The sequence below is a fragment of the Streptomyces sp. NPDC050211 genome, assembly GCF_040656035.1.
Lineage (GTDB): Bacteria > Actinomycetota > Actinomycetes > Streptomycetales > Streptomycetaceae > Streptomyces.
In genome coordinates, this window is record NZ_JBFALC010000013.1 from 25,827 (window position 1) to 46,873 (window position 21,047).

General features: G+C 69.1%; 16 protein-coding genes, 1 pseudogene and 1 riboswitch. Of the genes and pseudogenes, 7 read left to right on the forward strand and 10 right to left on the reverse strand.

Annotated features, from left to right (window positions below; all coding sequences use genetic code 11):
• Positions 1-40 precede the first annotated feature (40 nt).
• From AB0I98_RS16295 to AB0I98_RS16310, 4 genes and pseudogenes are all read right to left on the reverse strand, one after another.
• Positions 41-1,093, reverse strand: a pseudogene (locus AB0I98_RS16295) (M23 family metallopeptidase).
• A 150-nt stretch (positions 1,094-1,243) separates the two neighbouring features.
• Positions 1,244-4,741 (reverse strand): thiol reductant ABC exporter subunit CydD, encoded by a 3,498-nt coding sequence (cydD, locus tag AB0I98_RS16300; RefSeq protein WP_362941396.1) that lies wholly within the window; start codon positions 4,739-4,741, stop codon positions 1,244-1,246.
• A gap of 69 nt (positions 4,742-4,810) precedes the next feature.
• A complete protein-coding gene (cydB, locus tag AB0I98_RS16305; RefSeq protein WP_362941399.1) occupies positions 4,811-5,830 on the reverse strand; it encodes a cytochrome d ubiquinol oxidase subunit II in 1,020 nt (339 codons plus the stop codon).
• Positions 5,831-5,850: 20 nt separating this feature from the next.
• A complete protein-coding gene (locus AB0I98_RS16310) occupies positions 5,851-7,359 on the reverse strand; it encodes a cytochrome ubiquinol oxidase subunit I (protein ID WP_362941402.1) in 1,509 nt (502 codons plus the stop codon).
• A 290-nt stretch (positions 7,360-7,649) separates the two neighbouring features.
• On the opposite strand from AB0I98_RS16310, the gene AB0I98_RS16315 reads away from it, so the two are divergent.
• Positions 7,650-8,882, forward strand: coding sequence for an MFS transporter (locus AB0I98_RS16315; protein WP_362941405.1), 1,233 nt, complete (start codon positions 7,650-7,652; stop codon positions 8,880-8,882).
• Positions 8,883-8,912: 30 nt separating this feature from the next.
• Here the strand turns inward: AB0I98_RS16315 and hisC are convergent, their stop codons facing one another.
• Positions 8,913-9,992, reverse strand: a complete 1,080-nt coding sequence (gene hisC, locus AB0I98_RS16320) for a histidinol-phosphate transaminase (protein ID WP_362941408.1) — start codon at positions 9,990-9,992, stop codon at positions 8,913-8,915.
• 441 nt (positions 9,993-10,433) lie between these two features.
• On the opposite strand from hisC, the gene AB0I98_RS16325 reads away from it, so the two are divergent.
• From AB0I98_RS16325 to AB0I98_RS16335, 3 genes are all read left to right on the forward strand, one after another.
• On the forward strand, positions 10,434-11,546 hold the full coding sequence (locus AB0I98_RS16325) for a LacI family DNA-binding transcriptional regulator (protein WP_362941411.1): 1,113 nt from the start codon (positions 10,434-10,436) through the stop codon (positions 11,544-11,546).
• Between the two features lie 185 nt (positions 11,547-11,731).
• Positions 11,732-12,829 carry a metallophosphoesterase gene (locus tag AB0I98_RS16330; protein WP_362941797.1) on the forward strand — a complete coding sequence of 366 codons (1,098 nt, stop codon included), beginning with the start codon at positions 11,732-11,734 and terminating at the stop codon, positions 12,827-12,829.
• 192 nt (positions 12,830-13,021) lie between these two features.
• A complete protein-coding gene (locus AB0I98_RS16335; RefSeq protein WP_362941414.1) occupies positions 13,022-13,891 on the forward strand; it encodes a hypothetical protein in 870 nt (289 codons plus the stop codon).
• A 95-nt stretch (positions 13,892-13,986) separates the two neighbouring features.
• On the opposite strand, the gene thiC is transcribed toward AB0I98_RS16335, so the two are convergent.
• Complete coding sequence (thiC, locus tag AB0I98_RS16340; protein WP_362941417.1) at positions 13,987-15,795, reverse strand: phosphomethylpyrimidine synthase ThiC; 1,809 nt, start codon at positions 15,793-15,795, stop codon at positions 13,987-13,989.
• Positions 15,788-15,977, reverse strand: a riboswitch (TPP riboswitch). Its footprint overlaps the gene before it by 8 nt.
• A 71-nt stretch (positions 15,978-16,048) precedes the next feature.
• Between thiC and AB0I98_RS16345 the strand changes: the two genes are divergently transcribed.
• A complete protein-coding gene (locus tag AB0I98_RS16345) occupies positions 16,049-17,617 on the forward strand; it encodes a YibE/F family protein (RefSeq protein WP_362941420.1) in 1,569 nt (522 codons plus the stop codon).
• A 140-nt stretch (positions 17,618-17,757) separates the two neighbouring features.
• On the opposite strand, the gene AB0I98_RS16350 is transcribed toward AB0I98_RS16345, so the two are convergent.
• From AB0I98_RS16350 to AB0I98_RS16365, 4 genes are all read right to left on the reverse strand, one after another.
• Complete coding sequence (locus tag AB0I98_RS16350; RefSeq protein WP_210573555.1) at positions 17,758-18,195, reverse strand: SsgA family sporulation/cell division regulator; 438 nt, start codon at positions 18,193-18,195, stop codon at positions 17,758-17,760.
• 99 nt (positions 18,196-18,294) lie between these two features.
• Complete coding sequence (locus AB0I98_RS16355; protein ID WP_362941423.1) at positions 18,295-19,191, reverse strand: IclR family transcriptional regulator C-terminal domain-containing protein; 897 nt, start codon at positions 19,189-19,191, stop codon at positions 18,295-18,297.
• Between the two features lie 201 nt (positions 19,192-19,392).
• A complete protein-coding gene (locus tag AB0I98_RS16360) occupies positions 19,393-19,605 on the reverse strand; it encodes a DUF5326 family protein (protein WP_030189024.1) in 213 nt (70 codons plus the stop codon).
• Positions 19,606-19,784: 179 nt separating this feature from the next.
• Positions 19,785-20,102 carry a cupin domain-containing protein gene (locus AB0I98_RS16365; RefSeq protein WP_362941426.1) on the reverse strand — a complete coding sequence of 106 codons (318 nt, stop codon included), beginning with the start codon at positions 20,100-20,102 and terminating at the stop codon, positions 19,785-19,787.
• A gap of 60 nt (positions 20,103-20,162) precedes the next feature.
• Here AB0I98_RS16365 and AB0I98_RS16370 point away from each other — a divergent pair, with 60 nt between their 5' ends.
• Together AB0I98_RS16370 and AB0I98_RS16375 are read left to right on the forward strand one after the other, a co-directional pair.
• Positions 20,163-20,543 (forward strand): phage holin family protein, encoded by a 381-nt coding sequence (locus tag AB0I98_RS16370; RefSeq protein ID WP_362941429.1) that lies wholly within the window; start codon positions 20,163-20,165, stop codon positions 20,541-20,543.
• Positions 20,544-20,550: 7 nt separating this feature from the next.
• Positions 20,551-21,042 (forward strand): low molecular weight protein-tyrosine-phosphatase, encoded by a 492-nt coding sequence (locus AB0I98_RS16375; RefSeq protein ID WP_362941432.1) that lies wholly within the window; start codon positions 20,551-20,553, stop codon positions 21,040-21,042.
• Positions 21,043-21,047 lie beyond the last annotated feature (5 nt).

The following is a 21,047-nucleotide window of genomic DNA, read 5'->3' on the forward strand; positions in this document are numbered from 1 at the left end:
CAGGCGCACGCCCCTTACGTGCGCTCCGCGCGAGCGGCGATCACAGCTGGACCCCGCGCGCTGCCAGCCACGGCACCGGATCCACCGATGACCCCAGTTCCGGTGTGATCCGTACCTCGAAGTGCAGATGCGGGCCGGTGGAGTTGCCGGTGCTGCCGGACTGCCCGATCCACTGCCCGGGGGAGACTCGCTCGCCCTGGTCGACGGTGACGGACGCGAGGTGCCCGTACTGCGAGTAGTAGCCGCCGGGATGCTCGATCACGACCTGCATGCCGAAGGCGCCGCCGCACGAGACCCCGACAACGCGTCCCCTACCGACCGATCGGACCGGCGTGCCGATCGGCACCGCGAAGTCCTGCCCGGTGTGCCGGTGCGCCCACCGCTCTCCGCCGCTGCCGAAGCTCGCGGACATCTCGTACGTCTCCACGGGTGCGACCCACGCGCGCGTGCCGCTCACCTGCGGCTGGTCGATGCGGGCGGCACCGCCGCAGCTGCCCGCGGCGACCGACGCGTCCGCCTGGCCCTGCAACTGCCGCCGTGCCTCTTCCAGCTTCCGCTCGAGGTCCTTCTTCACCTGCGCGAGTTGGGCGTTGCGTCACTCCAGGTCCTGCCATGCCGCCTCTGCCCTGGCCTCGTCCGCGGCCAGCCGCGTCTCGGCTCGGCGGCTCTTGTCGAGGGCGTTGCCGACGGCCAGTTGCGCTTGCGAGAAGCCGCGCTGACCGCGCATCAGCTCATCCGGGCTGTCGGCGAGGATGATCTGCGCGGTCAGCGGCACCCCGCCGCCCGTGCGGTACTGGGCGCGTGCGATACGGCCCAGGTCCTTGTGGAGCACGGCGATCTCCCGCCGCTCGCGGTCGAGAAGTGCCTCGTACCGCTCGGCCTTGGCCCTCTGCGCCTCGGCCTCTTGCCGCACCGACTCGTACTGCCGCGTCGCCACCGCCGCTTCCTCGTACAGCCGCGCCACCTGAGCGCTGATGCCGGAGGGGCCGTCGCCCGTCGCGTGGTCCGCGGCGTCGGTGGGGCGGGCCACAAGGACGGCGAGTGCGCACAGCAGCACCAGAACGACCAGCGGGTGGCGGCGAGATGAGTACATGTCAGCGATCGTGACGCGCTGCCGCGGCTGCGGGCCTGTTCACGTCGTACGCATGGGGACGCGTTACTGCGGACGGAGCATACCGGGCAGCGGCCTCTCAGGCCTCCCGAAGGGCGGCGACGAGGTTCTTGCCGGTGGAGCCGCACTCCGCTAGTGCACGCCGACCAGCAGCTCCGACTCCGCCTCCCGCTCCGCCATCCGCCGCAGCGGCCCTTCCACCACGGCCAGCTCCGCATACGTGCCCCGCTGTGCCACGCGCCCCTCCTCCAGCACGATCACCTCGTCCACCGTCTCCAGACCGGCCAGCCGATGCGTGATGAGCAGTGTCGTACGGCCCTCGGTGGCAGCCAGCAGATCGGCGGTGAGCGCGTCCGCCGTCGGCAGGTCGAGATGCTCGGCGGGCTCGTCGAGCACCAGGACCGGGAAGTCGGCGAGCAGTGCGCGGGCCAGCGCGAGCCGCTGCCGCTGCCCGCCGGACAGCCGCGCCCCGTGCTCGCCGACCAGCGTGTCGAGCCCGTCGGGCAGGCTGTCGGCCCAGTCCAGCAGCCGGGCCCGCTTCAGGGCGTCGCGCAGTTCGCCCTCGGTGGCGTCCTTCCTGGCGAGCAGCAGGTTCTCCCGCACCGAGCTGTCGAAGAGGTGCGCGTCCTGGGCGCACAGCCCGACGAGCCGCCGTACGTCGTCGCCGTCCAGCGCGCCCGCATCCACGCCGCCCAGCGTGTACGAGCCCGCGTCCGCGTCCAGGAAGCGCAGCAGCACCTGCGCGAGCGTCGTCTTGCCGGACCCGGACGGGCCGACCACGGCGATCCGGCGGCCCTCCGCCAGCGTCAGGTCGAGGCCGGCGAGGGCGTCCCGGTCCTGCCCCGTGTGCCGGGCGGCCAGGCCCTTGACGACGACCGGGAACGGCGACGCGGGCGCCTGCCGGGGCCGCTCCGGCTCTTGTACGGGCTCGGGCGCGTCCAGTACGTCGTACACACGCTCCGCGCTCCTGCGCACCCGCTGCCGGAACCGCACGGCCAGCGGCATTCCGAGCACGGCCTCGAAGGCGGCCAGCGGGGTGAGGACGACGACAGCCATCGCGATGCCACCCAGGCGGCCGTCGGCGACCGCCTGGGCGCCCACGAGGGCGGTGGCGGCGACAGTCAGGCCGGAGACGAGCGCGGTGAGCCCGTCACCCAGCGCGGTGGCGGTGGCGGCGCGCGAGGCGATCCGGGTGAGCGTGCCGTCGGCCCGCCGTACCTCGGCGGTACGTGCGGGCAGCGCGCCGGCGACGGTCAACTCGGCGGTGCCGGTGAGCAGATCGGCCACACGGGTCGCCAGCACTCCACGGGCGGGGGCCAGTCTGCGCTCCGCTCGCCGGGCGACGGCTCCGGTGAGCAGCGGGACACCGGCTCCGGCCGCCAGCAGCCCGACGGCGAGCGCGACACCGGCCTCGGGCAGCAGCCAGGCCGTGAATCCGACCGAAGCGGCGGACACGGCGACGGCGGCACCGGCGGGCAGCAGCCAGCGCAGCCAGTAGTCCTGCAGGGCGTCCACATCGGAGACGAGCCGCGACAGCAGGTCGCCCCGCCGGGTCCGGCGCAGCCCCGCGGGCGCCAGCCGCTCCAGCCGCCGGTACACGGCGACCCGCGTATCGGCCAGCATCCGCAGCACGGCGTCGTGCGACACCAGCCGCTCGCCGTACCGGAAAACAGCGCGCCCGATACCGAAGGCCCGCGTCGCCGTCACCGCGACCATCAGATACAGCACGGGCGGCTGCTGCGAGGCCCGCGAGATGAGCCACCCGGAGGTGGCCATGAGCCCGACGGCGCTCCCGAGAGCGAGGCTTCCGAGCAGCAGGGCAACGGCGAGACGTCCGCGGTGGGAGCGGGCCATGGCGCGGACGCGGGCGAGTACGCCGCCGGTGGTCGTCGGGACCTCCGTTTCCGGCTCGGCCACGAGGTCGTCCGCCGCTGCCTCCTCGATGCGGTGAGCCGCCGCTCCCTTGGACACGGCCTCCGCGCCCGCGGGGGCGTAGGCCGTGGCTTCTTCCAGCCGCACGACCCGATCCGCGACGCTCAGCAACGCCGGCCGATGCACCACGAGCAGCACCGTCCGTCCCACGGCCAGGCGCCGCACCGCCTCCACGACCTCGCCCTCGGTCTCCCCGTCCAGCGCGGCCGTCGGCTCGTCGAGCAGCAGCACAGGCCGGTCCGCGAGGAAGGCCCGGGCCAGCGCGAGCCGTTGCCGCTGCCCGGCGGACAGCCCGGCCCCGTCCTCGCCGAGCAGGGTCTCCCGGCCCAGGGGCAGCGCGTCCACGAACTCCAGGGCTCCCGCATCCCGAAGCGCCCGCCGTACGTCCGTGTCATCCGCGTCGGGACGCGCCAGCCGTACGTTCTCCGCGATCGTCCCGGCGTACAGATGGGGCCGCTGCGGCACCCAGGCGATCCGCGACCGCCACTCCTCCAGGTCGACCTCGGTGAGATCGACTCCCCCGAGCAACACACGCCCCTCAGTGGGCCGTACGAACCCCAGCAGGACGTGCAGCAGCGTCGACTTGCCCGCGCCGCTCGGTCCGACGAGTGCGACCGTCTCTCCGGACTCGACGGCGAAGGACGCCTCTGACACGGCGTCCATGGACCGGCCGGGGTACCGGACGGTGACGCCCTCGAACCGCACCGGCCCGGTCGGCACGGCAGCGGTTCCCGACGTCGGCACCGGCGTCTCCAGCACCGCAAAGATCTCCTCGGCGGCCGCGAGCCCCTCCGCCGCCGCGTGGTACTGCGCCCCCACCTGTCGCAGCGGCAGATAGGCCTCGGGTGCGAGCACCAGGATGACCAGACCGATGTAGAGGTCCATCTCGCCGTGGACGAGCCGCATGCCGATCGTCACCGCGACCAGGGCCACGGAGATCGTGGCGAGCAACTCCAGAGCGAAGGAGGAGAGGAACGCGATCCGCAGGGTGCGCATGGTCGCCTGCCGGTACTCGCCGGTGATGCGCCTGATCGAGTCGGCCTGTGCCTTGGCCCGCCCGAACACCTTCAGGGTGGGCAGCCCCGCGACGACGTCCAGGAAGTGCCCGGACAGCCGGGACAGCAGCTGCCACTGACGGTCCATCCGGGACTGAGTGGCCCAGCCGATCAGCATCATGAAGATCGGGATGAGGGGCAGGGTGCCGACGATGATCGCGGCAGAGACCCAGTCTTCGGTGACGATCCGGGCCAGCACCGCGACAGGGACGACGACTGCCAACCCCAACTGCGGTAGATAGCGCGAGAAGTAGTCGTCGAGGGCGTCGACTCCGCGGGTGGCAAGGGCGACCAGCGAGCCGGTCCGCTGTCCGCTCAGCCAGCCCGGTCCCAATGCCCCGGCCCGCTCCAGCAGCCGCCCCCGCAGCTCCGACTTCACCGCCGCACTCGCCCGATGGGCGGCCAGCTCCGTGAGCCAGGCGACAGTGGCGCGGCCGAGGGCGACGGCCACCAACAGCGAGAGAGGAGTGCTGAGTTCACCGACCGACAGCCCGTGCTGGAACGCACCGACCACTACCTCGGCGATGAGCATGGCCTGCGCGACGACCAGCACCGCTCCGACAGCACCCAGGCCGACGACGGCCAGCAGAAAGAGCCGGGTGGCGCGGGCGTACCGGAGCAGTCGGGGATCGATCGGTTTCACGTGAAACACACCCTCTTCTCACGAGGTCTCATGGGGCATGTTTCACGTGAAACATGCCCCAATTCGGACTCAGTGCACTGCCCCGGCAGCAGCGTCGCCGGCGATGTGCTGCGTACCGATCCGCTTGCGGAACACCCAGTACGTCCACGACTGGTACAGCACCACGATCGGCGTCGCGATCGCCGCACACCAGGTCATGATCTTCAGCGTGTAGGGGCTCGACGAGGCGTTCGTGACCGTGAGGCTCCAGTCTTCATTGAGGGAGGACGGCATGACGTCCGGGAAGAGTGACAGGAATAGCATGGCCACGGTGGCCACGATCGTGATCCCGGACAGGGCGAACGACCAGCCCTCACGCCCCGCCTGATTCGCCATCAGCGCCGCGACCAGCGAGGCGACTGCCACGATCAGGGCGACCAGGCTCTGGCCGTCACCACTGTCGACCTGCGTCCAGAGCAGGAAGATCGACGCCAACACAGCGGTGACGAGGCCGACTTGCAGCGCCAGCTTCCGTGCCCGCACCCGGATGTCTCCGACCGTCTTGAGTGCCGTGAACACCGCACCGTGGAAGGTGAACAGCGTCAGGGTCACCAGACCGCCGAGCAGGGCGTACGGGTTGAGCAGGTCCCAGAAGGTGCCGGCGTAGTTGAAGTCCTGGTCGATCTTCACGCCTCCCACGATGTTACCGAAGGCCACTCCCCACATGAACGCGGGAATCAGGGAGGTCCAGAAGATCGCGGTCTCCCAGTTGCGCTGCCAGTTCTCCTCGGGCCGCTTCGCCCGGTACTCGAAGGCGACGCCTCGCACGATCAGGCAGACCAGGATGAGCAGCAGCGGCAGATAGAAGCCGGAGAAGAGCGTGGCGTACCACTCGGGGAAGGCGGCGAAGGTCGCGCCGCCCGCCGTGAGCAGCCACACCTCGTTGCCGTCCCAGACGGGCCCGATGGTATTGATCAGCACCCGCCGCTCGGGCCGGTCCCGCGCCAGCAGCTTGGTGAGGATGCCGACCCCGAAGTCGAACCCCTCCAGGAAGAAGTAGCCGGTCCACAGGACGGCGATGAGGACGAACCAGACGTCGTGAAGTTCCATGACTGTGCAGCTCCCTCGGCCTAGTACGAGAAGGCCATCGGCTTGTCGGCGTCACGGGAGTCGCCGCCGATCTTCGTGGGCGGGTTCAGGTCGGCCTCGGTGAGCTCGGGCGGGCCGGCCTTGATGTACTTCGCGAGCAGCTTGACCTCGATGACGGCGAGGATCGCGTACAGGGTGGTGAAGACGATCATCGAGGTGAGGATCTCGCCCTGGGAGACGCCGGGGGAGACCGCGTCACGGGTCTGCAGGACGCCGTAGACGACCCATGGCTGGCGGCCCATCTCGGTGAAGATCCAGCCCCAGGAGTTGGCGATCAGCGGGAAGGCCAGGGTCCAGATGGCGATGCGCCAGTACCACTTGGTGAGCGTCGGGCCGAGCGGCTTCTTCCAGAACAGCACGAGATGCGGTACCTCGTCATCGCCCACCCGCAGGTGCCGCGGAAGCAGGAACTTCTTGCGGGTCAGCCAGAGTCCGATCAGGCCGATGGTGAAGGAGGTCATGCCGAACCCGATCATCCAGCGGAAGCCCCAGTAGGCGACCGGGATGTTGGGCCGGTAGTCGCCGGGCCCGAACTGCTCCTGCTCGGCCTTCTGGACGTCGTTGATGCCGGGGACGTACGAGGTGAAGTCGTCCTTGGCCAGGAAGGACAGCAGGCCCGGGATCTCGATGGCGACCTTGTTGTGGCCCTTCTCCACATCGCCGTAGGCGAAGACCGAGAAGGGGGCCGGGGCCTCGCCGTCCCACAGCGCCTCGGCCGCGGCCATCTTCATCGGCTGCTGCTCGTACATGATCTTGCCGAGCGTGTCGCCGCTGATGGCGGTGAGCAGACCGCCGATCGCGACGGTGACCAGGCCGAGCCGCAGCGAGGTCTTCATCTCATGGATGTGCTTCTTGCGGAGCAGATGGAAGGCGGAGATGCCGACCATGAAGGCACCGCCGGTGAGGAAGGCGGCGGAGAGCGTGTGGAAGGCCTGGGCGAGCGCGGTGTTCTGGGTCAGCACCAGCCAGAAGTCGGTGAGCTCGGCCCGGCCCTTCGCCTCGTTGATCCTGTAGCCGACCGGGTGCTGCATCCAGGAGTTGGCCGCCAGGATGAAGTACGCGGACAGGATCGTGCCGATCGAGACCATCCACATGCAGGCCAGGTGGATCTTCTTCGGCAGCTTGTCCCAGCCGAAGATCCACAGGCCGATGAAGGTCGACTCGAAGAAGAACGCGATCAGGGCCTCAAAGGCGAGTGGGGCGCCGAAGACGTCACCGACGAAACGGGAGTAGTCGGACCAGTTCATGCCGAACTGGAACTCCTGCACGATGCCGGTGACCACCCCCATCGCGATGTTGATCAGGAAGAGCTTTCCCCAGAACTTGGTCGCCCTGAGGTACTTCTCCTTCTCCGTGCGCACCCAGGCGGTCTGCAGTCCGGCCGTGAGGGCGGCCAGCGAGATTGTCAGGGGGACGAACAGGAAGTGGTAGACGGTGGTGATGCCGAACTGCCATCGCGCCAAAGTCTCCGGCGCCAGAGCCAGGTCCACGTCGTCATTCTCCTTACGTCGCCGTGGTCACAGCGGCAGCTTGCCCCGCTTGTTCCGTACATCTCGTTCGGTACATCTCGGGTAGAACTGGGACACGCTTGTGAACGCGTTCACATTCACAAGCAATTATGACGCACCCCCTTTCGATCTCCGCAAGGGGGTCCCCCTGCCGTCGTCTCTGTTCCACGGCAGTCGTTGGCCATCTCGTTTGCCCCACCCGCCGGCCTCACGCTTGGATGGCGCCGGTCAAGGCGAGGCCGTTCGAGCCTCGCGCGAGGGGGTCCGGGGGCATGCTCGATCGGCGGTTCGAGTGGCTCTGGGCGTCATACGCGGTCAGCACCTTCGGCACCTTCTTCGCCTTCGACGCCTTCCGCCTGATCGCCATCCTCGTCCTGGACGCCGGTCCGACGGAGGTGGCGCTGCTGGCCGCCGCGGGGCTGGCCGTGGGAGCGGTCGTCGCGGTCCCGCTCGGTCCCTGGGTGGAGTTCCGCCGCAAACGGCCCGTGATGATCGCGATGGACCTGGTGCGGTTCACCGCGCTGCTGAGCATCCCCGCCGCGTACGCGCTCGGCCTGCTCACCTTCGCCCAGCTCGTGGTGGTGTCGGTCGTCGTCGCCGTGGCCGACATCGCCTTCATCTCGGCGAGCGGGGCCTTCCTGAAGAGCCTCGTACAGCCGCAGGACCTGCTGGTCGCGAACGGCCGCTTCGAGTCCACGACCTGGACCGCCACCATGCTGGGACCGCCGCTCGGCGGGGCCGCGGTGGGCCTGTTCGGGCCGGTGACGACCGTGACGGCCGATGCGGTGAGCTACCTGCTCTCCGCACTGGGGATCCGCGCGGTGGGCGGCAAGGAGCCCCGCCCCGTACGTGACGAGGGACCGCGGCTGCGCGCGGGCGACCTGCTCGACGGCTGGCGCTTCATCCTCGGCCACTCGACGCTGCGCCCCCTGTTCTTCAACACGGTGCTGGTCAACAGCCTGATCATGGCGCCGGCGCCGCTCCTCGCCGTCCTCATGCTCGGCTCGCTCGGCTTCGCACCGTGGCAGTACGCCCTCGCTTTCGCGGTGCCCTGCACCGGCGGCCTGATCGGCTCACGGCTGGCCCGCCCGTTGGTCGCCCGGTTCGGCCGGCACCGGATGATGCTCACCGCCGGGACGCTGCGCGCCTGCTGGCCGCTCGGACTGGCCTTCATCGGCCCGGGCACAGCCGGGCTCGTCCTCGTCATGGTCGTCGAGTTCGGGCTGATCATCTGCATCGGGGTGTTCAACCCGGTGGTCGCCACCTACCGGCTCGAGCGGACCCCCAAGGAGCGCGTCGCCCGCACCCTGATGGCGTGGTCGATCACCGGCAAGGCCGCCACCGCGACCATGACCGCCGTATGGGGCCTGCTGGCCGCCGTCACCGGCACCCGCACCGCGATCGCCATCGCCGGTCTCCTGCTGCTGGCCACCCCGCTCCTGCTGCCACGACGCGACGACGCGCAGCAGTTCGAGCCGGACGAGGCGGCCAACACCCGTATCTGACGCGGCCAGCGCTCCCTGCCTCCCGCCCTGCTACAGCTCCTTGCGGAACCCTTCGGCCACCTTCAGGAAGATGTCGTTCCCCTCGGTCTCCCCGACCGTCACCCGCACGCCCTCGCCCGGGAACGGCCGGACGACGACGCCCGCCTGCTCACACGCCGCCGCGAACGCGACCGTACGCTCCCCCAGTCGCAGCCAGACGAAGTTGGCCTGGGTCTCGGGCACGGTCCAGCCCTGGGCGCGCAGCCCGTCGACCACCCGCGCGCGCTCGCACACCAGCGAGCCCACCCGGCCGAGCAGTTCGTCCTCGGCACGCAGCGAGGCGATCGCCGCGTCCTGCGCGAGCTGGCTCACACCGAACGGCACAGCCGTCTTGCGCAGCGCCGCCGCCACCGGCTCATGCGCGATCGCGAACCCGACGCGCAGCCCGGCCAGGCCGTACGCCTTCGAGAACGTCCGCAGCACACAGACATTCGGCCGGTGACGGTACAGCTCCACACCGTCCGGCACCTCGGCGTCACGGATGAACTCCCGGTACGCCTCGTCCAGCACCACAAGCACATCGCTCGGCACCCGGTCCAGGAAGCGCTCCAGCTCGGCCCGCCGTACGACCGTGCCCGTCGGGTTGTTGGGGTTGCAGACGAAGACCAGCCGCGTCCGGTCGGTGATCGCGTCCGCCATCGCGTCCAGGTCGTGCACATCGCCCGGCGTGAGCGGCACCCGCACCGAGGTGGCGCCGCTGACCTGCGTGATGATCGGGTACGCCTCGAAGGACCGCCAGGCGTAGATCACCTCGTCGCCAGGGCCGGCGGTGGACTGGATCAGCTGCTGGGCGACGCCGACCGAGCCGGTGCCGGTGGCCAGATGGGTGACGGGGACCGCGAACCGTTCGGACAGCTCGTTCATCAAGCCCGTGCAGGCCATGTCCGGGTAGCGGTTGAACGACGCGGCGGCGGCCGTCACGCTCTCCATCACACCGGGCAGCGGCGGATAGGGGTTCTCGTTGGAGGACAGCTTGTACGCCACCGGACCGCCGGCGGCAGCGGGCCGCCCCGGCTTGTAGGTGGGGATACCCTCCAGCTCGGCGCGCAGCTTGGGGCTGGTCTCGCTCACCGCAGTCCTCCTCGCGACCACCGGCGGCCTCTGACCGCCGCCGGCTTCCAATGCTTCTCACCTTATGAGGATTCGGCGCCGCTGCGTATGGGGCGGCGGCCACCTCGTACAGCCGGGAGGAGCTGATCCCATCTGCCCCACTGACATCAGGGGCATCACTGTACGAAGGTGTGCGAATTCCGGGGCGCTCACACATATATCTATGCGCCGGTGGCTCGCGCGGTGGCGCGCATCACCCGTGAAGGTGAGTTGAGACCTCTTCGAAACATCGGCTACTTGGCAGGTATGCACACGCCGACAAGTTACGTGCTGGCGTCAAAGCATCCAACTCCCTTGCTTTCCAAGGAAATTGACGGCCTATGACCTTGCAGAAACGTGCCTGTCAACGGGTGCATATGCGTCCGCACTACCCCACCGCATGAGCCCTACTATCGGCTCGCCATGACAGCAGCAGGGAAGCACCAGGTGAGCCGCGCGGAAACCTCACGTCGAGGCAGTCGGCCGGGCCGGGCGGGCATCAGAGACGTAGCCGCCGCCGCCGGAGTCTCCATCACGACCGTCTCCGACGCCCTCAACGGCAAGGGCCGGCTCCCGGACGCCACCCGACGCCATGTCCGCGAGGTCGCCGACCGACTGGGTTATCGCCCATCGGCCGCGGCCCGAACCCTCCGTACCGGCAAGTCAGGGCTGATCGGCCTGACCGTGACGACATACGGGGATGAACCTTTCACCTTCACCGAGTTCGCGTACTTCGCCGAGATGGCCAGAGCCGCCACCTCGGCTGCGCTCGCCCGCGGCTACGCCCTCGTGATCCTCCCCGCGACCTCCCGCCACGACGTGTGGTCGAACGTCGCCCTGGACGGCACGGTCGTGATCGACCCGTCCGACCAGGACCCGGTCGTCAGCGAGCTGGTCCGGCAGGGTTTACCGGTCGTCTCCGACGGCCGCCCGGCCGGGTCGCTGCCGGTCACGGCGTGGGTCGACAACGACCACGAGGCCGCGGTCATGGGCATCCTCGACCACCTGGCCGACGCCGGCGCCCGCCGCATCGGCCTGCTGACCGGGACGTCGACGGACACGTACACCCATCTGTCGACCACGGCGTATCTGCGCTGGTGCGAACGGGTCGGACAGGATCCGGTGTACGAGGCCTACCCGGCGCACGATCCATGCGCGGGCGCCGTCGCCGCCGACCGGCTGCTCGCCCGCCCCGACCGGCCCGACGCCGTCTACGGCCTGTTCGACCCGAACGGCACCGACCTGCTCGCCGCCGCCCGGCGCTACGGGTTGCGCGTACCGGACGACCTGCTTCTGGTCTGCTGCAGCGAGTCCACCGTGTACGCCAACACCGAGCCGCCCATCACCACGCTCTCCCTGAAGCCGCGCCGCATCGGCACGGCGGTGGTCCAGCTCCTCATCGACGCCATCGAGGGGGCCGATTCGGACCAACCGGTCGAGCAGGTGATACCGACCGAGCTGATCGTGCGTACCTCGTCCCAGCGACGGCCGCCGCGGACGACCGTCAGCCCACCGCGGTCGCCCAAGAAGGAGTAGGACAAGGGCGGTCGCCCTGCGGGCAAAGCCCGGCCCAATCGGGGCGAAAGCCGCGATGAACTGGAGTCTTGCGCTGATTCACCACCCCTGGGTCATCACATGGCGCGATCCGCATTCCTATGATGGGCCCACGACACCGCGGGCCGCTGCGACCAGGCAGTCCGATGCGGTGCAGCTGCGGCGCGATGGTGGAGGGGTCGATGACTCAGGGGGCCGGTCAGGGACCCGAGGTGGAGCGGACGGCGACGTTGCGCGACTTCCGGGTACCCGCGTATGTCCACGAGACCGGTCTGTACGTCCACAGCATGCACCCCGGCGAGGCCGTCAGCCCCGTCGAGGAGCCTGTGGACTACCCGGACGGCTACACACCCACGCAGCGCGACCTGCCCGTCATCAACCGCGGTGACACGCTTCAGGTGACCGTAGACCCCGTCTCCGAGCCGGCCCCGCAGTCGACTGCCGGGCCCGGTGCGCTGTACGTCGTGGGAGACGTCCACGGCTATCTCGACGAGTTGGTGGCCGCCCTCCAGGAGAAGGGCCTCATCGACACCGGGGGCAACTGGTGCGCGGGCACTACCCGGCTGTGGTTCCTCGGCGACTTCACCGACCGCGGCCCGGACGGCATCGGCGTCATCGACCTCGTGATGCGACTGTCCGCCGAGGCCGCCGCGGCGGGCGGCTACTGCAAGGCCCTCATGGGCAACCACGAGCTGCTCCTCATCGGCGCCAAGCGGTTCGGCGACACTCCCGTCAACTCCGGCGCGGGCACGGCCACCTTCCAGGCCGCCTGGCTGCTCAACGGCGGCCAGAAGACCGACATGGACCGTCTCCAGGACCACCACCTGCAGTGGATGGCCCGGCTGGACGCCATGGAAGAGGTCGACGGCCATCTGCTCGTCCACTCGGACACCACCGCCTATCTCGACTACGGCGACTCGATCGAAGCGGTCAACGACACCGTCCGCGAGACGCTCACACGCAATGACGCCGACGAAGTCTGGGATCTCTTCCGCAAGTTCACCAAGCGCTTCTCCTTCCGCGACGAGGGCGGCGCCGACCATGTGCGTTCACTGCTCGATACGTACGGCGGCACCCGCATCGTTCACGGCCACAGCCCCATTCCGTACCTCCTCGGCGAAGTCGGTTCCGAGGACGGCGAGGACGAGGCCGGGCCCCATGTCGAGGGACCGCACGTCTACGCCGACGGGCTCGCCATCGCGATGGACGGCGGAGTGACCATGGCCGGAAAGCTGCTGGTCCAGCAACTTCCACTGGATATCTGAGCGTTCACAGGGCAGGCGTCCCGTCACGGAGTACTACCGGGGACGGCGCAGGCCAAGGGGCAATTTTTGGAAACCCCCTGTCACCGTGTGCCGTTACCGCTCTACCATCGGCTTATCCGTAGCAGGCTCCCCTCCGTTTCTGCCATACGGCTCGTCAGCGTGCGAGCCCCAAGCCCTACGGAGCATCGGGGGATGCACATGAACAGCGTTCCGCAGCACCTGCTGAGCGAGGACCGCCAGGAATACGAGCGGATCCTCGATGAGGCGCTGCGCTCCGCCCCACACCGCCCTGAACTGACCGCTGTCGGACAGCGGCTCAACCCCGAACAGCTGCGCACCATGGCTCTCAACGCCTCCGCGATCATCACCGCGGCGGCGGCCACCGAGTACCAGCACTACGTGAAGGTCCGCGAGGAACTGCGCCAGCCGGCGCCGTCCACCCCGCCGTCCGTCCGCGAATCCGGTTCCACGGAGCCGGCCGCGAACACGGTGGGGCTCGCCGCCACCATGGGCGAGGTCGCCGAGACCGCCGGCGCGGGCGCCGTCGCCGTCGTCGCGGTCCTGGCACCCGTCCTCGCCGGAACCGCAGCGGCGATCTTCCTGCTCGTGGGCTACATCCTGAAGATGCTGGACCCCGCGCCGCAGTTCGCCCAGACCATGCTGACCACCGGATGGGTGTTCGGCGCCGTGACGGCGGTCGCGATCCTTGTCGCCGCCGTCGGGCTGCTGATCACCGCCCTGCGCAACAGGCCCTCGCTCGACACCGGCCCTTACGGCAAGCTGAGCGGGGAGGTGGCCAGGGCCAGGGAAGCCTGGCGCGAGGCCCTGCTGGAACGCGGCATCCTGCCGTTCCTGCGCGACGCACTGGCCGAACCCGGCGCCGCCGCGGCACTGCACCGCACGGCACCGCGGGCGACCACCAGCCGCATGCCGCATCTCGGCTACAACCGCCCGGGCTTCAGCAGCCCCGACGACGGCCCCGCCCCGGGCCACCGCCCGAGCTTCAGCAGCCCGGACTACACCAGCCCGGATTTCGGAGGCCCGGAGCACCAGCCGGAGTAAGCCCGCTCCGGCATGATGCCCCTCGGCTTGCGCCCCCACGGAGGGGAGCGCAAGCCGAACACGGGGCTGCGGACGGCCTGTTCCGGACGTCGACGTCAGTTCGCGATCGGCAGGTACACACGGTTGCCCGCGTCAGCGAACTCCTTCGACTTCTGGGCCATACCCTCCTCGATCTCCGACTTGGTGCTGCCGTGCTCACGGCGGATGTCCTGGGAGATCTTCATCGAGCAGAACTTCGGCCCGCACATCGAGCAGAAGTGAGCGGTCTTGGCCGGCTCGGCCGGCAAGGTCTCGTCGTGGAACTCCCGGGCCGTGTCCGGGTCCAGGGCGAGGTTGAACTGGTCCTCCCATCGGAACTCGAAGCGTGCGTCGGACAGCGCGTCGTCCCACTCCTGTGCACCGGGGTGCCCCTTGGCGAGGTCGGCTGCGTGGGCGGCGATCTTGTAGGTGATGACGCCGGTCTTGACGTCGTCACGGTTGGGCAGGCCCAAGTGCTCCTTGGGCGTGACATAGCAGAGCATGGCCGTGCCCCACCAGGCGATCATCGCGGCACCGATGCCGGAAGTGATGTGGTCGTACGCCGGCGCGACGTCCGTCGTCAGCGGGCCGAGCGTATAGAACGGAGCTTCATCGCAGATCTCCTGCTGAAGGTCGATGTTCTCCTTGATCTTGTGCATCGGGACATGTCCCGGGCCCTCGATCATGGTCTGTACGTTGAAACGCTTCGCGATCTGGTTGAGTTCCCCGAGAGTTCGGAGTTCCGCGAACTGCGCCTCGTCATTGGCGTCCGCGATGGAGCCGGGCCGCAGACCGTCGCCGAGCGAGTACGTGACGTCGTAGGCGGCGAGGATCTCGCAGAGTTCCTCGAAGTTCTCGTAGAGGAACGATTCCTTGTGGTGCGCCAGGCACCACGCCGCCATGATCGAGCCGCCGCGCGAGACGATGCCGGTCTTGCGGTTGGCGGTGAGCGGTACGAACGGCAGGCGAACGCCCGCGTGGACGGTCATGTAGTCCACGCCCTGTTCGGCCTGTTCGATGACCGTGTCCTTGTAGATCTCCCAGGTCAGCTCCTCGGCGCGGCCGTCGACCTTTTCCAGGGCCTGGTAGAGGGGGACCGTGCCGATGGGGACGGGGGAGTTGCGCAGCACCCACTCACGGGTCGTGTGGATATTGCGGCCGGTGGACAGGTCCATGACCGTGTCGGCGCCCCAGCGGGTCGCCCAGGTCATCTTCTCGACCTCCTCCTCGATGGAGGAAGTGACCGCGGAGTTGCCGATGTTGGCGTTGACCTTCACCAGGAACCGCTTGCCGATGATCATCGGCTCGATCTCCGGGTGGTTGACGTTCGCGGGCAGCACGGCCCGGCCCGCCGCGATCTCCTCACGGACCACTTCGGGCGAAACCTCCTCCCGGACGGCCACGAACTCCATTTCGGGCGTGATCTCGCCCCGGCGCGCGTAGGCGAGCTGGGTGACGGCCTTGTCGTCGCGGCTGCGGCGCGGCTGGCGTGGCCGTCCGGGGAAGACCGCGTCGAGGTTGCGCAGGCCGCCGCGCGGCGAGGTGTGCTTGATGCCGTCGTCCTCGGGGCGGACGGGACGGCCCGCGTACTCCTCGGTGTCGCCGCGGGCGACGATCCAGTTCTCTCGCAGCGGGGCGAGCCCCCGGCGGACGTCGGTGTCGACGAGCGGATCGGTGTACGGGCCGGAGGTGTCGTACAGCGTGACCGACTGCCCGTTGGTGAGGTGCACCTGGCGGACCGGCACGCGCAGATCAGGGCGTGAGCCCTCGATGTACGCCTTGTGCCAGCCGATGGACTTCCCGGCCTCCTCGCTGGTCGGAGTCGGCGACGGACCGTCCGTCGCGTTCTGCGTGGAGGCAGGCGTGCGTGTGTCCTTGATGGTCATGAGACCTACTCCCTACGCCGGCATTACCCGGTAACAGGTTCAGCGGTCGACGCAGCGGTTTCCGTCTGCCGCCGTTTCATGGGGAACATCACTCGAATCCGATGACGTTCCACGTGAAACATTGCGAAGACGGAGGTCAGCGCCCTCTCAGCCCGGTGCTCCGAGCTCCCGCGTGTACAAAGGTGCCTACACGCTAGCGTCAATTCGGGCGCGCTGAACAGTGGGCCCCGGCCGTTCTTGCGATGATCGGGCGGTGACCACGACGCATCAGTCCCCGTACCCACCGCCCGAGCCGCCCCGCGGCCCCGGCTCCGGAAGCGGCCCCGCGAACGGCAACAGCCGTGGAAGCGGGCCTGTTTCCGGCGGCGGTCGCGAGACTGGAGCCGGAACCAGATCCGGCGACTGGCATGAGCACGGGCCCGCCTCCGACGCCGGACCCGGCCAGAGTTCGGGGGCCGGTGGCGGCCACGATCACGGCGGCGGGGGCGGACACGGACCCGGGGGCGGCGGTGGTGGCGGACATGGCCACTCGCACAGTCACGGTCCCGCGGCGCCCGTCTCCCAGCATCTGCGCAAGATCATCGCGGCGATCCTCATCCCGTTCGCCGCGGCCGTGGTCGTAGGGCTCGCAGTGTTGTGGCCCGGCGGAGCGCCGCCGCACGAGCGCACCGGGGTCGGCTTCGACCGGCAGACGCAGCAGGCCACAGTCACCAAGGTGGACGAGGTCAGCTGCAAGGACGTCAACGCCTCGGGTGAGACCCCGACCGGTGACACCTCCACCGCGGAGGGTTCCTCGGCGCAGCAGCAGGCGAACGGCACCTGCAAGAAGGCGACGATCCGGGTCGACACGGGCAAGGACAAGGGCCGTACGTTCACCGAGATCGTGCAGCCGGACCAGTCGCGGCAGCTGGACGAGGGCCAGAAGGTCGTCGTCGCCTACGAGCCCTCCGCACCCAGGGACTTGCAGTACTCGGTCACCGATGTGAACCGTCGTCTTCCGATGATGCTGCTTGCCGGGATCTTCGCCCTCGCCGTCGTGGTCGTCGGACGGTTGCGGGGCGTCATGGCACTGGTCGCCCTGGCCATCAGCTTCCTGGTGCTGAACTTCTTCATCCTGCCCGCCATCCTCCAGGGCTCGAACCCGCTGGTCGTGGCGGTGATCGGGGCGAGCGCCATCATGCTGGTCGCCCTGTACCTGTGCCACGGCCTGTCCGCGAGAACCTCGGTGGCGGTGCTCGGCACCCTCATCTCGCTGCTGCTGATCGGCATCCTGGGCTCACTGTTCATCGACTGGGCCGCGCTCACCGGCAACACGGATGACAACACCGGTCTGATCCACGGCCTCTATCCGTCGATCGACATGAGTGGTCTGCTGCTCGCCGGCATCATCATCGGTTCGCTCGGTGTGCTCGACGACGTGACGGTCACGCAGACGTCAGCGGTCTGGGAGCTGCACGAGGCCAACCCGACGATGGGCTGGCGCGGGCTGTATCGCGCGGGCATCCGCATTGGACGCGACCACATCGCATCGGTGGTCAATACGCTCGTCCTCGCCTATGCGGGCGCCGCGCTGCCGCTGCTGCTGCTCTTCTCGATCGCGCAGAGCAGCGTCGGCACTGTTGCCAACAGCGAGTTGGTCGCGGAGGAGATCGTGCGCACGCTGGTGGGCTCGATCGGTCTCGTCGCGTCGGTGCCGGTCACTACGGCGCTCGCGGCGCTGATGGTCTCGGCCGACCGCCAGGGAGGAGAGCAGGCCGCTCCTTCCGGCGCCACTGTCGCGGCTCCGACACGAGGCGGGAAGGGGCGACGCCGCAAGCGGTGAGGGGAGCGGCCACCGGGAGCCGGTCACCGCCGGCGACAAGCGAGCCCGCAATCGCTCACCCCGACCTGCCTCGCAAAAGCGTTCCTGCACGGCTGCACAGCCCCGGCGAACCGTTGCGTCACCGCCGCCCCCCGCGCCCTTCACCCCGCGCTCTGCTCCTCCGCCAGGATGCGGTCCAGCGCCTCGTCGAGATGAGCGTCGAAGTCGGCGAGGGCGCCCTCCTGGCCCAGCGGCACCAGCTTGTCGGTGCGGTCGAGAAAGGCCACGAGCGGTGCCGCCGAGGAACGGAACACGGCCTGATCGCCCCCGACCTGAAGCCGGATCAGGACGTCGCCGAGCGTGTCGTGTTCGGCGGGCGAGACACGAACATCCCCCTCTCCGCACGGCCGGCCCACCCCGTCGATCAGCAGCTCCCGCCCGAACGCCCAGGTCACGGGGGCGTCACCGGGCAGATGGAACGTCAGCCGCACGGCATAGGGATCATCGGTCTCGTAGCGCAACTCCACCGGGATACGGAAGGAGAGCTCCTCGGACACGAGAAAGCTCATCATGACCTCTGCCTGTACGGACTCGCGCATCGCCTGTCCCGTCATTTGCCATCGTCTGGCCGGGTATGGACCCCCCGGCACTGAAGGCATCTTGCTGAACGTACACGACAGATCACAAGGAGTGAGTTTTCAGATGCTGATAGAGATCGCCAGCGAGCCCAGGAGCCGCCCGATCTCACCCTGCAACTGCCGTACCGCGGGCAGCAGCCGATCGGCTTGATGGGAGGGCAGCGAGATGGCCATCGTCGCGGCCGTGGTGCCCACGGTGATCGGAATCGCCGCGCACACGGTCCCCAGCGCGTACTCCTGCCGCTCCGTCACCGGCTGCGTCCGCCGCGTCCGTTCCAGCCGCCGTAGCAGCGTGTGGTCGTCCCGCACGGTGTACGGGGTGATGGACTGCACGGGATAGCGATCGAGATGGTCGCGGCGGGCGTCCTCGTCGAGTTGGGACAGCAGGCACTGCCCGATGGCGTGCGCATGTCCGGTCTCGCGGAAGTCGGCCCACTCCTCGACCGCCGGATTGCCCGGGGTGTCGGAGACACACATGACTTCGATCTCGCCGTCCTGGTACATCGCGTAGTACACGGGTACGCCGATGGCGTCGCGCCAGGTCGCGAGGGTCTCGACGACCGTGCTGCGACGTTTCTGCCGGGCACCGCTGCTGCCCAGCCGCTCAGCGGCCTCCCCGAGGAAGAACAGCCCTTTGTCACGGCGCAGATAGCCCTCGTGCACGAGGGTGCGCAGCAGGTGGTACGCCGTGGGCAGCGCCAGGCCGGTCTCGCGGGCCAACTGCTTGGCGGGGGCGCCGTGTGCATGCTCGGCGACCGATTCGAGGAGGCGCATGGCGCGCTGAACGGATCCGATGAGCGTCGCGGAGTGCGGCTGCTCCTCAGGGGCCGCTGTCTGCTGCCGGGGCTGTCGCTCCCGGGGGCCGGGCTGTTCCGGGGGTCTGATGCGGGTGCCCGGAGTCAGGACGGCTGTGGGGGGTGCGTGGGGGTCTGCCGGTGCGGTGTCAGCCGTGGCCAAGGGTCACTCCCGATGCGAGGGGGCAGCCCGTGCGGGGGGGAACACGGGAGGGGGTGTGCGCCGCTCGCGGGGTTCGTACGCCCCGCGTCGAATTCCGGACTTTAACCGTCTGCCACCGCTCACAGTCGGCCCGTCCGGAAAACTTCCCTCGCCCGAGGGAACCGGTGATTCCTGTTACCGCTCACCGGCTCCCCGCGGTCCTCACCAGTCGCTGCGTGAAGACGAGCTCGAGGTGAACTTGCGTACGACGTAGATGAGTCCACCGACCAGTGCCACGAAGACCAGCAGCTTGAACAGCAGCCCGATGACGAAGCCGACGACGCTGGCTATCAGCCCGCCGAACACGACCAGGGCGATGACAGGCACCGCGATCCACTTCACCCACCACGGCAGTCCCGTGAAGATCTCTCGCATCGCCCTTGTCCTTACTTCTCCGCCCGTCGCTGTGCCGGGTCCGTCGATGTCCGGCCCTGTCGGTACCGGATCCTTCTGATGTCCTGCACTCGATGCTAGGGCCGCCAGGGGGCGCGGCGGGGGCCTCGCAGCCCTTGTCCTCCCCTGATCGATCCCCTAGGGAATCCCGGGGTGCCAGGTCAGCTCTCGGGCGGAGAGAACACCACCAGCACCCGCAGGTCCTCGCTGATGTGGTGGAACTTGTGGGCGACACCGGCCGGCACGTACACCACGCTGCCACGCGCCACCTGCGTGGTCTCCAGGCCGACGGTGATCGCGGCGCGGCCGCTCACAATGAAGTAGACCTCGTCCTGGTTGTGCGGCTTCTGTGGATCATGCTCGCCCGCGTCGAGCGCGTACAGGCCGACGGACATGGTCCGCTCCCGCAGAAACTGCAGGTAGGCGCCCTCATTGGCGGCGCGCTCCGCCTCCAGTTCATCCAGCCGGAATGCCTTCATCGCCCTCGTCCGCCCTTGTCCCACTGCTAGTAACCGATCTCGTCTGCCACGATCAGACACATGAAGAATTTTGTAGTCAAGACGATCGCCAACGCGGGCGCCCTGGCGGTCGCCGTATGGCTGCTCGACAAGATCACCCTGACCGGGGACAGCACGGGCAAGAAGATCTGGACGCTCATCCTCGTCGCCCTGGTCTTCGGCCTGGTGAACTTCCTGGTCAAGCCCATTGTGAAGCTGTTCAGCCTGCCGCTTCTCATCCTGACGCTCGGCCTGTTCACCCTGGTCGTCAACGCGCTGATGCTGCTGCTCACCTCCTGGCTCGCCGACAAGCTCGACCTGAGCTTCCACGTCGAAGGCTTCTGGACCGCGGTCCTGGGCGGCCTGATCATCTCGATCGTGTCCTGGGCACTCCACATGGCCCTGCCCGACGGCAAGGACTGAGTACGGCATGACCTACCGCGTCTGCTTCGTCTGCACCGGCAACATCTGCCGCTCCCCGATGGCCGAGTCCGTCTTCCACGCGCGCGTGGTGGAGGCCGGGCTGGACGAGCTCGTCGAGGTCGACAGCGCCGGCACGGGCGGCTGGCACGAGGGCGACGGAGCCGACCCGCGCACCGTCGCCGTACTCGCGGACCACGGCTACGCCGGCGAGCACACGGCCCGCCAGTTCCAGGCGTCCTGGTTCGCCCGCCTCGACCTCGTCATCGCCCTCGACACCGGCCACCTCAAGGCCCTGCGCCGCCTCGCGCCCACCGAGCAGGACGCGGAGAAGGTGCGGCTGCTGCGCTCGTACGACCCCGCCGCGGGCCACGATGTCGACGTCCCGGACCCGTACTACGGGGGGATGGACGGCTTCGAGGAGTGTCTTGAGATGGTGGAGGCGGCGAGCGCAGGGCTGCTCGCCACGGTCCGCGAGCAGGTGGAGGGGGAGGCAGCGTGAACGAT

What these genes read in the sequence shown, in the direction of transcription:
- cydB (WP_362941399.1), bottom strand. Translation starts at nt 5,830, where the DNA reads ATGGAACTTCACGACGTCTGGTTCGTCCTCATCGCCGTCCTGTGGACC.
- AB0I98_RS16315 (WP_362941405.1), top strand. Translation starts at nt 7,650, where the DNA reads ATGCTCGATCGGCGGTTCGAGTGGCTCTGGGCGTCATACGCGGTCAGC.
- AB0I98_RS16325 (WP_362941411.1), top strand. Translation starts at nt 10,434, where the DNA reads ATGACAGCAGCAGGGAAGCACCAGGTGAGCCGCGCGGAAACCTCACGT.
- AB0I98_RS16330 (WP_362941797.1), top strand. Translation starts at nt 11,732, where the DNA reads ATGGTGGAGGGGTCGATGACTCAGGGGGCCGGTCAGGGACCCGAGGTG.
- AB0I98_RS16335 (WP_362941414.1), top strand. Translation starts at nt 13,022, where the DNA reads ATGCACATGAACAGCGTTCCGCAGCACCTGCTGAGCGAGGACCGCCAG.
- thiC (WP_362941417.1), bottom strand. Translation starts at nt 15,795, where the DNA reads ATGACCATCAAGGACACACGCACGCCTGCCTCCACGCAGAACGCGACG.
- AB0I98_RS16350 (WP_210573555.1), bottom strand. Translation starts at nt 18,195, where the DNA reads ATGCGCGAGTCCGTACAGGCAGAGGTCATGATGAGCTTTCTCGTGTCC.
- AB0I98_RS16360 (WP_030189024.1), bottom strand. Translation starts at nt 19,605, where the DNA reads ATGCGAGAGATCTTCACGGGACTGCCGTGGTGGGTGAAGTGGATCGCG.
- AB0I98_RS16365 (WP_362941426.1), bottom strand. Translation starts at nt 20,102, where the DNA reads ATGAAGGCATTCCGGCTGGATGAACTGGAGGCGGAGCGCGCCGCCAAT.
- AB0I98_RS16370 (WP_362941429.1), top strand. Translation starts at nt 20,163, where the DNA reads ATGAAGAATTTTGTAGTCAAGACGATCGCCAACGCGGGCGCCCTGGCG.
- AB0I98_RS16375 (WP_362941432.1), top strand. Translation starts at nt 20,551, where the DNA reads ATGACCTACCGCGTCTGCTTCGTCTGCACCGGCAACATCTGCCGCTCC.